12 protein-coding genes are annotated in these 13,892 nt (G+C 69.4%); 5 read left to right on the top strand and 7 right to left on the bottom strand.

Annotated features, from left to right (window positions below; all coding sequences use genetic code 11):
* Positions 1–245: 245 nt before the first annotated feature.
* Positions 246–1,658, top strand: a complete 1,413-nt coding sequence (locus ACSVC7_RS07540; protein ID WP_448203670.1) for a sigma-54-dependent transcriptional regulator — start codon at positions 246–248, stop codon at positions 1,656–1,658.
* Between the two features lie 284 nt (positions 1,659–1,942).
* Positions 1,943–2,152 carry a cold-shock protein gene (locus tag ACSVC7_RS07545; protein ID WP_448203669.1) on the top strand — a complete coding sequence of 70 codons (210 nt, stop codon included), beginning with the start codon at positions 1,943–1,945 and terminating at the stop codon, positions 2,150–2,152.
* On the opposite strand, the gene ACSVC7_RS07550 is transcribed toward ACSVC7_RS07545, so the two are convergent.
* Positions 2,136–5,429 (bottom strand): PAS-domain containing protein, encoded by a 3,294-nt coding sequence (locus ACSVC7_RS07550; protein WP_448203668.1) that lies wholly within the window; start codon positions 5,427–5,429, stop codon positions 2,136–2,138. The two genes, ACSVC7_RS07545 and ACSVC7_RS07550, sit on opposite strands and share 17 nt — an antisense overlap.
* Before the next feature lie 289 nt (positions 5,430–5,718).
* Between ACSVC7_RS07550 and ACSVC7_RS07555 the strand changes: the two genes are divergently transcribed.
* The gene (locus ACSVC7_RS07555; RefSeq protein WP_448203667.1) at positions 5,719–6,453 is read left to right on the top strand and encodes an SAM hydrolase/SAM-dependent halogenase family protein; all 735 of its coding nucleotides are present in this window, start codon (positions 5,719–5,721) and stop codon (positions 6,451–6,453) included.
* Here the strand turns inward: ACSVC7_RS07555 and ACSVC7_RS07560 are convergent.
* The 4 genes from ACSVC7_RS07560 to ACSVC7_RS07575 all read right to left on the bottom strand — a co-directional run bounded on the left by ACSVC7_RS07560 (position 6,448) and on the right by ACSVC7_RS07575 (position 8,514).
* The gene (locus ACSVC7_RS07560; protein WP_448203666.1) at positions 6,448–6,828 is read right to left on the bottom strand and encodes a response regulator; all 381 of its coding nucleotides are present in this window, start codon (positions 6,826–6,828) and stop codon (positions 6,448–6,450) included. The two genes, ACSVC7_RS07555 and ACSVC7_RS07560, sit on opposite strands and share 6 nt — an antisense overlap.
* Positions 6,829–6,949: 121 nt before the next feature.
* Positions 6,950–7,624, bottom strand: coding sequence for an HAD family hydrolase (locus tag ACSVC7_RS07565; RefSeq protein WP_448203665.1), 675 nt, complete (start codon positions 7,622–7,624; stop codon positions 6,950–6,952).
* 57 nt (positions 7,625–7,681) lie between these two features.
* Entirely contained in the window at positions 7,682–7,918 is a 237-nt protein-coding gene (locus ACSVC7_RS07570) for a hypothetical protein (RefSeq protein ID WP_448203664.1), read from the bottom strand.
* 167 nt (positions 7,919–8,085) lie between these two features.
* Positions 8,086–8,514 (bottom strand): Fur family transcriptional regulator, encoded by a 429-nt coding sequence (locus ACSVC7_RS07575; protein WP_448203663.1) that lies wholly within the window; start codon positions 8,512–8,514, stop codon positions 8,086–8,088.
* A 175-nt stretch (positions 8,515–8,689) separates the two neighbouring features.
* On the opposite strand from ACSVC7_RS07575, the gene ACSVC7_RS07580 reads away from it, so the two are divergent.
* Positions 8,690–9,604 carry a transglutaminase family protein gene (locus tag ACSVC7_RS07580; protein ID WP_448203662.1) on the top strand — a complete coding sequence of 305 codons (915 nt, stop codon included), beginning with the start codon at positions 8,690–8,692 and terminating at the stop codon, positions 9,602–9,604.
* A gap of 120 nt (positions 9,605–9,724) precedes the next feature.
* Positions 9,725–10,135, top strand: coding sequence for a hemerythrin domain-containing protein (locus ACSVC7_RS07585; protein WP_448203661.1), 411 nt, complete (start codon positions 9,725–9,727; stop codon positions 10,133–10,135).
* 33 nt (positions 10,136–10,168) lie between these two features.
* Here ACSVC7_RS07585 and htpG read toward each other — a convergent pair whose 3' ends face one another.
* Both htpG and ACSVC7_RS07595 read right to left on the bottom strand, forming a co-directional pair.
* Positions 10,169–12,073, bottom strand: a complete 1,905-nt coding sequence (htpG, locus tag ACSVC7_RS07590; RefSeq protein ID WP_448203660.1) for a molecular chaperone HtpG — start codon at positions 12,071–12,073, stop codon at positions 10,169–10,171.
* Positions 12,074–12,200: 127 nt separating this feature from the next.
* A complete protein-coding gene (locus ACSVC7_RS07595; protein WP_448203751.1) occupies positions 12,201–13,844 on the bottom strand; it encodes a YdgA family protein in 1,644 nt (547 codons plus the stop codon).
* Positions 13,845–13,892 lie beyond the last annotated feature (48 nt).

A 13,892-nucleotide genomic window follows, 5' to 3' on the forward strand; every position in this document is an offset into this window, starting at 1 on the left:
TCCATCATGCGGCGCGGTACAAGCATCCGTCAACGCGCCACACAGCTTTCTTGTGTGAAATGCCTCCCCGTGGCGAGGGTGTGAAACCGGTGCCCGTGATATTTCGTTGCGCGCAGCCATTGCGGGTCTTTCGCGACCGGCGCACCATCGCGTAGAGTGCATTTTAAGGATTCGGTGCTATCCACCGCTTCCCGTCGGTTTCCGGATCGACCGCCGCCGCCGTCTTCACCCGAACCATCCGGACCATGGCCTCGCGCACCACGCCCGTCCTGCTCGTCGAAGACACGCCGTCTCTGGCCCGCGTCTACGCGGAGTACCTGAAGAAGGAGTGCTGCAACCCGGTCGTCACGGTGGAAACCGGGGCCGCGGCGCTGGAACAGCTGGCCGATGGGGCGCCGCGCATCGTGCTGCTGGACCTTCAGCTTCCGGACATGCATGGGATGGATGTGCTGAAGCGCATCAACGCGCAGGCGCTGCCCTGCGCGGTCATCATCATCACCGCGCACGGCTCGGTCGGCGTGGCGGTGGAGGCGATGCGGCAGGGCGCCTACGATTTCCTGGTGAAGCCCTTCACGGCCGACCGCCTGACCATCACCGTGCGCAACGCGTCGGAACGCCTGCGGCTGGCCCAGATCGTCGACACCTTCGAAAAGGACCTGGGGCGCAGCCGCTATCACGGCTTCATCGGCTCCTCGCTGGCGATGCAGGCGGTCTACCGGATCATCGACAGCGCCGCCTCCTCCCGCGCGACGGTGTTCATCACCGGCGAGTCGGGCACCGGCAAGGAGGTCTGCGCCGAGGCCATCCACCGGCAGAGCCCGCGCGCCGAAAAGCCCTTCGTCGCCATCAACTGCGGGGCCATCCCCAAGGACCTGATGGAAAGCGAGATCTTCGGCCATGTGAAGGGCTCCTTCACCGGGGCGGTGGCCGACCGGGAAGGGGCCGCGGCGCGGGCCGGCGGCGGCACGCTGTTCCTGGACGAAATCTGCGAGCTGGCGCCCGACCTGCAAACCAAGCTGCTGCGCTTCATCCAGACCGGGACCTACACCCCCGTCGGCGGCAGCAAGCTGGAGAAGGTGGACCTGCGCATCGTCTGCGCCACCAACCGCGACCCGCTGCGCGAGGTGGAGGAAGGGCGCTTCCGCGAAGACCTCTACTACCGCCTGCACGTCATCCCGCTGCACCTGCCGGCGCTGCGCGAGCGCGAGGACGACGTGCTGGAAATCGCCCGCCACCTGCTGGCCGACTACGCGCGGGAGGAGGGCAAGAGCTTCGTCCGCTTCTCCCCGGAGGCGGAGCACGCGCTGCGCACCTACCACTGGCCGGGCAACGTGCGGCAGGTGCAGAACGTGGTGCGCAACATCGTCGTCCTGCACGACGGCGACACGGTGACGCCGGCCATGCTGCCGCCGCCGCTCGGCGCGCCGCCGGGGCCGGCCGGGGCCTCCCACGGCAACGGGCACGCCCATCCGGTGACGGCGCCGCAGCCGCCCTCGCCCAAGGCCGTGAAGCCCCTGTGGGAGACGGAGCGCGACGCCATCGAGGAGGCCATCGCCGCCTGCGACGGCAACATCCCCCGCGCCGCCGCCCTGCTGGAGATCAGCGCGTCGACCATCTACCGCAAGCGCCTGGCCTGGCAGGCCGAAGGCAAGCTCTGAAACAAATTCTTCGTATACTGGCGTTCTAAAAAGGGCGCTTCCAAGACCATCGAAAGTCTTGCCCCGCCGATACCCGCCGCCATCGGCTTATTTCCGAATGACGGTTCTGGCGGCTTTGGGCATATGCCCTGAAGCTGCCTTGCCGCTGTGGGGTTTCTGCGGCTAGCCTCCCCTCGCGTCATCTTGGTTCCGCTTGACCGGCGCTTCGCATTCGACCACCGCCCGTCGCCCAACCGCCCCGGACCGGCGACGGACACAGACCAAGACGTAGGGAGAGTCCGCCTATGGCCACCGGCACCGTGAAATGGTTCAACACCACCAAGGGGTATGGGTTCATCGCGCCGGAGGCCGGCGCCAAGGACGTCTTCGTCCACATCACCGCCGTCCAGAAGTCGGGCCTGCACGGCCTGTCGGAAGGCCAGCGCGTCGAGTTCGAGGTGGCGCGCGGCAACAACGGCAAGGACGCCGCCGTCAACATCAGCGTGATGGAGTGACGTAACCGCGGCTTCGATAGGCCTCCACGGCCTCGCGGGTGAGGCGGGGTATGTCGCGCTGAAGCGACGCCACCTCGCCGACCGCGTTGTTCCGGCACGCCGTCTCCAGCGCACGGGCGGCGGCCGACAGGCAGACGGCGCCGAAGGTGCCGGCGGTGCTCTTCAAGGTGTGCGCCTCCCGCGCCAGCGTGCCGAGGTCGGCGCCGCTCCGCGCGATCCGCTCCGCCCGCGCCAGGGTCTCCTCCACGAATTCACGGATCACGTCGGCCAGAAGCTCGGGATTCAGATCGCGGGCGAGCTGGTCCAGAACGCCCACATCCAACACGCTTGCGTCCAGCGACTCGTCGGCCGGCTGCGTCGAGAGAGCGGGCAGCCAGCGGGCGATGGTGCGCAGCAGATGCGCGCGGTCGATGGGCTTGGCGACGTGGTCGTTCATGCCGGCCTCCAGGCAGCGCTCGCGGTCGCTGTCCATGGCGTCGGCGGTCATGGCGACGATCGGGATGGCCCCGGCCGGCGGCGGCAGACCGCGCAAGGTCCGGGTCGCCGTCAGCCCGTCCATCTCCGGCATGGCGAGGTCCATCAGGATCAGGTCGTAGGGGATGGCCTTGGCCGCCTCCACCGCCTCCAGTCCGTTGCCGGCGATGTCCACGCGATAGCCGGCCCCGCGCAACAGGTGGGTGGCCACCATCTGGTTGGTCGGGCTGTCCTCCACCAGCAGGATGCGCTGGCCGGCGCCCTTGGGAAGCGGGGCGGGCTCGGCAGCGGGAGCGGCTTCGGGGGCCGTCGTGCCGATGAGCGCGGCCAGCAGGCGGGCCGGCCGCGCCGGCTTGGTCACGGTCGCGTCGACGCCGGGGATCACCTCCGGTGCCTGCTGCGGGAGGGTGAGGCGGACGGTGCGCCGCGCGGGGAGGGCGGTGCCGTCGGGGGTGGTGGTGAGGGCGAGGTCGGGTGCGGGCGCAGGTGCGGGCGCTTGCCCCCTCCCTAACCCTCCCCCGCCTGCGGCGGTGGAGGGGACTGCCGCCGTTTTGCCCTCCACCGCCAACGGCGGGGGAGGGAGGGAGGGGGCACCCGCCTCCACCACCTCCGCACCCCAGGAGCGGAGCTGCTCCGCCAGTGCGCGGCGCGTCGTGGCGTTGGGCTCGTGCAGCAGCACGGTGCGGCCGGCCAGCGCGCGCTCGTCGCCCGTGGGGAGGGAGGCCGGGTCGGGTTCCAGGGGCAGGGTGAACCAGAAGGTGCTGCCCTGGCCGGGGGCGCTGTCGAAGCCGATGCGGCCGCCCATCATCTCGACCAGCCGCTTGGAGATCGCCAGCCCCAGCCCCACCCCGTCGTGGCGGCGCGACAGGCGCGGGTGGATCTGCACGAATTCCGTGAACAGGTCGCCCTGGGCGTCGGGCGGGATGCCGATGCCGGTGTCGGCCACCTCGAAGCGCAGGGACCCGTCGTCGTCGGCGCGCGACACGGTGACCGCGACGCCGCCCCGGTCGGTGAACTTCACCGCGTTGCCGATCAGGTTCAGCAGCACCTGCCGCAGCCGGCCCGAGTCGCCGCGCAGCGTGCCCGGTAGCCCGGCCGGGATGCAGACCGCCAGTTCGATGCCCTTGGCGAAGGCGCGGGCGGCCTGCAACTCCACCACGCTTTCCACCAGCTCGGCCAGGGCGAAACGGGCGGTCTCCAGCGTCAGCTTGCCGGCCTCCATCCGGGAGATGTCCAGGATGTCGTTCAGCATGGACAGCAGCGCTTCCGCCGATTCGCGCGCGGTGCGGGCGTAGGCGCGCTGCTCCTCGCCGAGGGGGCCGTCCAGCAGCAGGCCCAGCATGCCCAGCACGCCGTTCATGGGCGTGCGGATCTCGTGGCTGATGGTGCGCAGGAACTCCGATTTGGCGCGGCTCGCCAGCTCCGCCTGCTCCTTGGCGAGGCGGAGCTGCGCCTCGGTCCGGCGGTGCTCGGTGATGTCGCGGACCGAGACCATCGCCATGGTCCGCCCCCGATAGGGGACGTAGCGCGTCTCCCCCTGGACGATCAGGCGGCTGCCGTCGCGGCGCACGCAGCTCGCCTCGAAGGGGGATTCGTCGCGGCTGCGCATGCGCTGCCAGGCGAAGTCGCGGTCCTCCGGCGCCATCAGGGAGGCGATGGTCTGCCCAACCAGATCCTCCGGGCGCAGGCCCAGCGTTGCCGCGGCGGCCCGGTTGGCGTCCACGATCACGCCCATGTCATGCACCAGAATGCCGTCCATGGCGGCGTCGGACAGCTTGCGGAACCGGTCCTCGCTGTCGCGCAGGGCGGTTTCCACGCGGCGGAAGTCGGTGATGTCGGTGTAGGTCAGCAGGATCGAGCCGTCGGGCATGCGGCCGGCGGTGATCTCCAGCACCCGGCCGTCGGGGCGGGTGCGTTCGAGCCGGCTGCCGCCGTCGGGGTCCAGCAGGGCGAACCGTTGTGACGCCAGCGCGTCGGGGTCGCCGGGGCCGAACTCCCCCCGCTCGGCAAACCGGCGCAGCAGGCCGGTGAGGGTCAGGTCCGGCCGCATCGCCTCCGCCGGCAGGTCGAGAAGCTGGAGGACCCGCTGGTTGCAGGCCAGGAAGCGGCCCTCGGCGCTCCACACCAGCAGCCCCTGCGCCATGGCGGCGAAGGTGGCTTCCAGCAGGTCGGACTTGTGCGCCAGCTCCTGCTCGCGCCGCTTCAGTTCGGTGATGTCGGTGCGCAGGCCGACGTAGCCGCCGTCGCTGGTGCGCCGCTCGTCAATCTTGAACCAGCGCCCGTCGCCCATGCGCTGCTCCAGCGGCCCCTGCGGGTTGCGGTGCCGGTCGAGCCGCATGGCGATCCAGCCCTCGGGGTCGGCCGGGTCGCAGTCGGGAAAGCCGCCCATCGCCGCACCCCGGCGGACCATGTCCGCGAAGCGGACGCCGGGCTCCACCGGGCCGAAGGGCGCGCAGATCTCGCGATAGCGGGCGTTGCACTGAACCAGCCGGTCGTCGGCGTCGAACAGGGCGAAGCCTTCGTCCACCACCTCGATCGCCTCGGTCAGGCGGCGGTGCGCCTCCGCCGCGCGCGCCTCCGCCGACGCGGCCTCGGCCCGCGCGCGGTCGGCGGAGCGGTGTTCGCGCAGCAGGGCGAGCGCGATGACCGACGCGGCCAGCCCGTCGCTGAGCAGCGACCAGAGCAGATCGACCGAGTTGTGGTCGAGATAGTGCTTGACGGTGTGCGTCGCGCTGACCGGCAACAGGGCCAGCGCGATCAGCGTCAGTCCGCTCCAGCGGCGGGGCCAGCGGTGGAGGGACATGGTTCGGGGCTCCGCCGGTGGAAAAGCACCGGAACTCTAGGGATTTTGCGCCTCAGCGGCAACCGGGTCGGCTGTGACCTGCGTGCGCAGGCGGCGCAGCGCGCGGCGGCCCCGCCGGGATGCCCTGCGTGGAGGCGGGACCGGGTTCGACGTTCCAGGGCAATCGCATTCGGCGCTTTTAGCCCTCTCCCCTCTGGGGAGAGGGTGGCCCGCAGGGCCGGTGAGGAAATGCGACAGCCCGGTGCGACGTTCAATGGAGGCCCGGCCAGGGCAGCGCTATATTGGTGGCATGATCGTGCTGTTCACCGATTTCGGGCTCAACGGCCCCTACACCGGGCAGGTCAAGGCCGTGCTGGCGCGCGAGGCGCCCGGCGTGCCGGTGATCGACCTGTTCGCCGACGCCCCCGTGTTCGACCCGCAGCTGTCCGCCTATCTGCTGGCGGCCTATGCGGAGGAATTCCCGGCGGGCAGCGTCTTCGTCTGCGTGGTCGACCCCGGCGTGGGCACCGACCGCCGGCCCCTGGTGGTGGAGGCAGGCGGGCGGATCTTCGTCGGCCCCGACAACGGCCTGTTCGAACTGGTGCGCCGGCGGGCGGCATCGGTGAAGGCCTGGACCATCGACTGGCGACCGGCGCGCCTGTCGGCCAGCTTCCACGGGCGGGACCTGTTCGCCCCGGTGGCGGCGCAGCTCGCGACGGGGAAGCCGGTGCCCGGCGCGCCGGTGGAGCCCGCCACCATCGCGCGGCCCGACTGGCCGGACGAGCTGGCGCGCATCGTCTATGTGGACGTCTACGGCAACGCGATGACGGGGATGCGCGCGGCGGCGCTGGCGGACGGGGCGGCGCTCCGGGCGGGCGGCGCGACGGTGCGCCGGGGCCGGACCTTCGCCGACGCGCCGGCGGGCGGGGCGCTGTGGTACGAGAACTCCAACGGGCTGGCGGAAATCGCCGTCAACCGTGGTCGCGCCGACCGGGATTTGGGCTTGGCGGTGGGTGCGCCGGTGGAGGTGCTGGGCGCTCTATGACCCCAGCGCGTCCAGGCAGCGGTCGAGCGCTCTCAGGTCCACGGGGCGGGTCAGCAGGGTGAAGGGGCTGTTTTCCGGCATCACGTCCGGCTGGCTGACGGTCATGATGATGCGGGTGTGGGGGTAGAGCAGGGAGGCCAGCGCCGCCGCGCGGTCGCCGTCCTCCTCATCCGGCCGGTGCAGCAGGGCGATGGCCGGGGCCTCTTCCCCGATGATGGACAGGGCCGTGAACCCGTCGGCGGCCTCGGACACGGCGAAGCCGCGCTCGGCGAGGTGGCGGGCCAGGGTGGCGCGCTGGGCCGGGTCGTCGTCGGCGATCACGGCGCGCCGGCCGCCGGAGCGGGGCAGCGCGATGTCGGCCTTGATGGAGAACATGCTCCGCCCTCCCGATAATGTCCGAGCGTGGTGGTGCGCTACGCCGGTTTTACGCGGTGGGGATGGGGTTGTAAATCCCCGCGCGATATTCTCGGTTTTTGGGGGCTCGGATTTTGGGCGCTCAGATTTTCACCACCGTGGGGCGGTCGAGCAGGGCGAGCATCGGCAGGTCGCTCGGCCGGTTGCCGTAGCCCCAGGTCTCGCCGACGGGGCCGTTGGCGGCGATCCAGGCCTGCACCCGCTCCGCCTTGTCCAGCCGCACGCAGTTGCCGGTGCTCAGCCGCCCGGTGAGGGTGCCGTCCACCACCTCCAGCCCGGTGGCCAACAGGTCGTCGATCTCCAGCCCGCACAGCAGGGCCGGCATGTAGATCTCCAGGGCGCCGGTCGCGACGACCACGCGCCGGCCTTCGCGCCGATGGGCCTTCAGCGTTTCGACCAGCGGGGCGTGCCAGCGGATGCGCCCGGCCAGCCGTTCCGCCGCGGCGAGCGCGTCGGACACGGGCACGCCGCGCAGCGTCCGCTTCAGCAGGATGGTCTTAATGGAGCCGAACAGGTCCACGCCGGGGCCGCGCCCGCGCGCGTGGCGATGCAGGCCCGACCGCAGCGCGTCCACAAAGGCCAGCTTGGCCCGGCGGTGCCCGATCACCTCGCCGATGAACATCAGCAGGCTGTCGCCGTGGATCAGCGTGCCGTCGAAGTCGAAGAAGGCGACGCCGGGGGCGATCCCGACAAGAGGAGGGGAGCCCTCCGGCGTTCCGGAGCGGGCGGGGGCGGGCAGGTCGACGCTGGTCTGCATGGCGCCCTTATCCGGCGGAACGCCCCCGCCCACAAGACATTTCGCCCGCTGGAGCTGTCAGTGAAGGGACGGGCCGGGGACGATGTCCTCGGCCTCGACCTCCTCGGTTTCGATCAGCAGGTCGCCGGTGCATTCCTCCAGCCCGGCTTTCACCGCGATCAGGAGGTTGATGATCTCCCCGTTGTCCTGTTCCAGCCCGCGCAGACGCTCATCCAGCTTGTCCAGGCGGCGGGTGACCAGTTCGGTCAGCCGGTCGAGGTGGGCGAGAACGGGGTCTTTGTTGATGTCGTCCATGGCGGCGGCCGATCCCGTCAATGATTCGCTTGCGATCCTCAAGCTAGGGCCGCGGGCCGTCCATGCACAGGGCCGCGCCCGATGCACTCCGCAATGGATGATGGAACCGTCCGGGTAATATCCGGGGGATCCGAAGGATTCGCGGTATGCACCGGTGGATGCCGGAATCACTCCGATGCGGGAGCATGGCGGCGCAGCGGAACGCCATAAAGTTCGAGCCTATGACCGAGCAGTTCATAGCCCAATTCGCGTGCTATGACTTCCTTCAGCCGCTCCAGATCTTCGTTGGTGAACTCCACCACCTTGCCCGATTCGAGGTCGATCAGGTGATGGTGGTGCTCGGACCCGGACTCTTCATAGCGGGCGCGGCCGTCGCCGAAGTCCAGCCGGTCGATGACGTTCGCGTCCTCGAACAGGCGCATGGTCCGGTAGACCGTGGCGATGGAGATGCGCGGGTCGATGGCCGACGCGCGGCGGTGCACCTCCTCCACGTCCGGGTGGTCGTCCGCCTCCGACAGCACGCGGGAAATCACACGGCGCTGGTCGGTCATCTTCAGCCCCTTGTCGATGCAGAGCTGTTCGAGGCGCGAAGGCATGGGGTCCCCTTATGGTCGTGTTCTTTGACGGTTCGCCCCGGCAACGATCGGGCCGGCGCGCGTGGTCCCCCTCCCTCCCCGGAGCGGGCCACCCGAATGCCCGAGCACCATACTGCGATTCGGAACCATTCACAAACCTCGCCGTTGCGTGCTCGCCATGGAGGGGAACGGCCCGATGCAGACGCTGGACATCCGCCACACGACCACCTACCGGTACGCCAACCCGGTGACGTTCGGCGATCATCGCCTGATGTTCCGGCCGCGCGACAGCCACGACCTGCGGCTTGTGGAGACGGCGCTGGTCATCGAGCCGATGCCGGCCAAGGTGCGCTGGCTGCACGATGTGTTCGGCAACTCCATCGCGGTGGCGAGCTTCGACGCGCCGGCCACGGAGCTGAAATTCGAAAGCCACATCCGGGTCGAGCATTACCCGCTGGAGGCGCCGGAATTCCCCATCGAGGACTACGCCCGCACCTACCCCTTCAGCTATTCGGCGGAGGAGATCCCGGACCTCGCGCGGACCACGCAGCGGCACTATCCGGACCCCGAGCACAAGATCGACGACTGGGCCAAGCGCTTCGTGGTGCTGGGGGAGGGCGGCCCGCCCGACACCCAGGACATGCTGGTCGCCATGACCCAAAGCATCAAGGAAAGCTTCACCTACCAGGCCCGCGACCTGGAAGGCACGCAGAGTCCGGTCGAGACGCTGGAGATGGGCAGCGGTTCCTGCCGGGACTTCGCCCTGTTCATGATGGAAGCGGCGCGCTCCCTGGGCTTCGCGGCGCGATTCGTGTCGGGCTACCTCTATGACCCCACGCGCGATGGGCCCGCGCGCGACGGGGCGGAGGGCGGCGGCGTGGTGGGCGGCGTGGTCGGCGGCGGGGCCACCCACGCCTGGGTGCAGATCTATCTGCCCGGCGCCGGCTGGGTGGAGTTCGACCCGACCAACGGCATCATCGGCGGCAAGAGCCTGATCCGCGTCGCCGTCACCCGCGACCCGACCCAGGCCGTCCCCCTCGCCGGCTCCTGGACCGGGGCGCCCGCGGACTTCCTGGGCATGACGGTGGATGTGCAGGTGACATCGGCGTGAGGGACGGAACCCCCTGCACCCTCTCATCAGAAAATGTCAATATAACGAATCGTTGAGTTGCTTAACTTGTTCGCCCTGTGTAAGGCTGCGCGGAGTCCGGCTCTTACAGGGTAACCCCCAATGGCGATCATTCTTGAACGAATCGCGTGGAGCGACGACTTGAAGACCGGGTGTTCGCACGCGGATGCCAAGCACAATTCCCTGGTCTGCCTGTACAACGATCATGTCCGCTACATAAAGGCGGGGGTCTCGGCGATTTCCGTGAAGGGCAGCTTCGACATACTTCTGTCCGAAATGCGCCATCACTTCACGGAAGACTGCGCCCAGATCGGGGGATCGATTTGCGAGAGGAAGAAGGCCTTCCTGGCGGATCACCAGGGCTGGCTGCACAGCATGGACTCGATCTACTGCTTCAGCTCGGAGCCCGACGCGATCAGCGCCTTCACCCCGACCCTGCGGTCCTGGGTCATGGCCCATCTGGAATGGGACAAGGAGCTGATGCGGCTGGACCGCCCCGCGCTCCAGCATTGAGCGCGGGGCGGAACCTTCGATCAGAGGCGCTTTTTAGGCCACCAGACCCTTTTCCATGGCGCTCGCCAGACGGCGGGCGAAGGCGGCGGGGTCGGGGAGGGCTTCGCCTTCCACGATGCGGGCCTGGTCGAGCAGCAGCCACGCCGCGTCGTCCAGCGTGGTCGCGGCACCGCTGGCCTTCGCGTGCTCGGCGAGGCGCTTGATCAGCGGGTGGGCGGGGTTGACCTCCAGGATGCGCTTGGCGGCCGGGGCGTCCATGCCGAGCTGCTTGTGCTGCTTCAGCAGGCGTTCCAGGTGCATGTCCATGTCGTTCTCGTCGGCGACGAGGCAGACGGCGCTGTCGGTCAGGCGTTCCGACGGGCGGACGTCCTTCACCGCGTCCTTCAGCGTCAGCTTCAGCAGAGCCAGCAGGTCGGACAGCTCGCCTTCCGACGCCTTCTCCTCGGCCGGCTTCTCCTCGCCGCCCTGGATTTTGCCGAGGTCGGCGCCGCCGCGGGTGACCGACTTGAAGGGCTTGTCCTGGAAGCTGCCGACGGACGGCACCCAGAACTCGTCCACCGGGTCGGTCAGGAACAGCACCTCCACGCCCTTGGCCTTGAAGCCCTCAAGCTGCGGGCTGCGCTTCAGCGTCTCGATGTCGTCGCCGGAGATGGTGAAGATGGCCTCCTGGCCCTCCTTCATCCGGCCGAGATAGTCGTCCAGCGAGACGAGGCCGTCGCTGGCCGTGCTGCGGAAGCGCATCAGCTTCAGCAGATCCTCGCGGTGCTCGTAGTCGTCGTAGAGGCCTTCCTTGAGGACCGCGCCGAAATTCTCCCAGAAGGCCGCGTATTCCTCCGCCTTCTCGGTGTCCTTGGCCTTCTTGCCCAGCTCCGACAGGACGCGGCGGGTGATGCCGGCGCGGATCTTGGCCAGCATCGGGTTGTGCTGAAGCATCTCGCGGCTGATGTTCAGCGGCAGGTCCTCGCTGTCCACCACGCCGCGCAGGAAGCGCAGGTAAGGCGGCAGCAGCCCTTCCGCCGAATCGGTGATGAAGACGCGCTTGACGTACAGCTTCACCCGGTGGGCGCGCTTGGGGTCGAACAGGTCGAAGGGCTTGGAGGACGGCACGAACAGCAGGTTCGTGTATTCGATGGCCCCCTCGGCCCGCCAGTGCAGGGTCAGCCACGGCTCGTCGAAGGCGTGCCCGACGTGGTGGTAGAATTCCTTGTACTGGTCGGCGGTGATCTCGTTCTTCGACCGCATCCACAGGGCCGACGCGCTGTTCAGCGACTTTTCGTCGTCACCCTCCCCAAACAGGATCGGGATGGCGATGTGGTCGGAATATTTGCGGATGATGGACGACAGGCGATGCTCGTCCAGATACTCGTCGTCGCCGTCGCGCAGGTGCAGCTTGATCTGCGTGCCGCGCGGCAGGTTGTCAGCCTCTGGGGCCGCCTCGGCGATGGTGAACTCGCCCTTGCCGTCGGACAGCCAGCGCCAGCCCTGGGCCTCGCCGGCCTTGCGGGTCAGCACCTCGACCTGATCGGCGACCATGAAGGCGGAGTAGAAACCCACGCCGAACTGGCCGATCAGGTTCACGTCCTTCTTCCCGTCGCCGCTCTTTTCGCTCTCCTTCAGGCTGCGCATGAAGGCGGCGGTGCCCGAGCGGGCGATGGTGCCGAGGTTTTCGACCAGATCCTCGCGGTTCATGCCGATGCCGTTGTCGGCCACGGTCAGGGTCCGCGCCTCCTTGTCCACCAGCAGACGGACCTTCAGGTTCGGGTCGTCGGCGGACAGTTCGGGCTGGGTCAGGGCGGCGTAGCGAAGGCGGTCGCACGCGTCGGAGGCGTTCGAGACCAGCTCGCGCAGGAAGACTTCCTTCTCGCTGTAGAGCGAGTGCGCGACGATGTCGAGCAGGCGGCTGACCTCGGCCTGGAAACTGAGCCGTTCCTCGGTCATGGATGCATCCTTGATCGTTCTTGTTGGGTGGGGTTGCGAAGGACGGCGCAGATATGTGGAAGTGCGCCGTCCCATGCAAGTGTCATGAGCAAGAACGACCCGCGGCTTTTGCAGCCGCCGGTAAGGGTCAGGGCTTCTTCATCGTCTTCTTCGCGGTCGGCTGCGGTTCCGGCGCGCCGCCGCCGGCGCCGCCCATCATGGCGTTCATGTCGGCGCCGTTCAGCAGCACCTGACCGGCGTCGGTCAGATCGATCTTGTAGGTGCGCAGGTCGGCGCCCGACTCGTCCTTGCTGAGCTGGCCCATGGCCTGGAGCATGGCGATCATGCCCAGCGCGTCCTGAGTCTCCTTGTCGGCCTTCTTGCCGGCGGCGGGCTGAAGGGCCTTGGCGGCGCCGTCCAGACCGCGCAGCAGGACAGTCGCTCCGCCGACCGCGCCGAAGGCGGTGTTGGCGGCCATGCGCGCGGCCCCCGTCACGCTGCCGGAGGTGGCCGGCGTGTCCACGGCCAGCTTGTCGATGCGCAGTTCCGAACCGGCCTCGGTCAGGGCGGCGACGAGGCGGTTGCCGATGGCCTCGGCCTCCGTGTTGGCGGCGGTGTCGGGCGCATCCTCGTCATCCTCCTCCTCGTCGCTGTCGGCGGCGGTGGCCGTCTTCTGCTCCGCCAGCGCGGCGAGGTCGGCTATGGCCTTCCAGAAGGCGCCGCTCGGCATCTTGGTGAGGCTGAGCTGAAGCTCCATGCGCTCCGGCATGAAGGCCTTCGGGGCCACCGGCGGGGTCAGCTCCACCCCCGACGCCTCGAAGCCCAGCGTGGCGCCGCCCATCGGACGGTCCATGTCCTCCGCCCCGCCGCGGGCGGAAAGCTGGCTGAGCGAGAAGCGCGTGCCGTCCTCCGGGTTCACCGCCGACAGGCCGGACAGGCGGACGCGGAAGCTCATCCCGCCCATGACGCCCTGCATCAGCGGGACCAGCTCCGCCGCCTTGGGCTCGGTCCCGGCGACGGCGTGGGCCTGGGTCAGGCGTTGCAGCGCGGTCGCGCGGGGCAGGTCGATGCGGGTGTAGGAGCCCTCCATGGTCAGGCCGGCCAGCGCCATCACCTCCTTGTTCTGCCCGTCCAGGAAGCGGACGTTGCTGACGGACAGGGCGCCGGGGCCGCTCCAGGTCGTGGCGCCGTCGGGCTTCAGGTCGCCGGCCAGGGTGATCGCGCCGATGGTCAGGGTGCCGTCGTCCTTGCCGCCCTTGGCGTCGCCCTTTCCATTGCCCTTCCCGGCCGCCTTCTTGTCGCTGGCGACGGCGATGTCGCCGAGTTCGGAATCGGCCGACAGCAGGGTCTCGAAGGCGCCGGACCACACGCCGGCCAAGCGCTGGCGGCCGATGCGGATGGTGGCGGCCGGCTTGCCGTTGTTCAGGACGGCGATGCTGTCGGGCAGGGTGGCGGTGACGGCGTGGGTGCCGCCGTCCTGCGGCTTCACGGTCAGGCGGATCACGCCGACCTCGGTGGAGGTGCCGTCGTCGGACAGCGCCGACAGGGCGGGCAGGGCGACGTCGTAATGGTCGCCGGCCGGGGTCGCCGTCGGGTTGCCCTTCCAGCGGAACTCCGCACCGCCGTCCTTGGCCTTGGGGAACCAGCGGGCCAGCCCGTCCTTGATGGCCACGGCCAGCACCTTCGCGCCGTCCTCCGTCACCGGCGGGGCGTCGGCGCGGGCGGGGCTGCTGGCCGCCGTGGCGACCAGGACGAGGGCGACGGCGAGCGAACGGGCGGGCAGGCGGCGCATGTGGGAACCTCTGAAAGGGCGGCTGATTCCCGCCAGGGTAGACACGAT

The organism is Azospirillum mesophilum, from assembly GCF_053470405.2.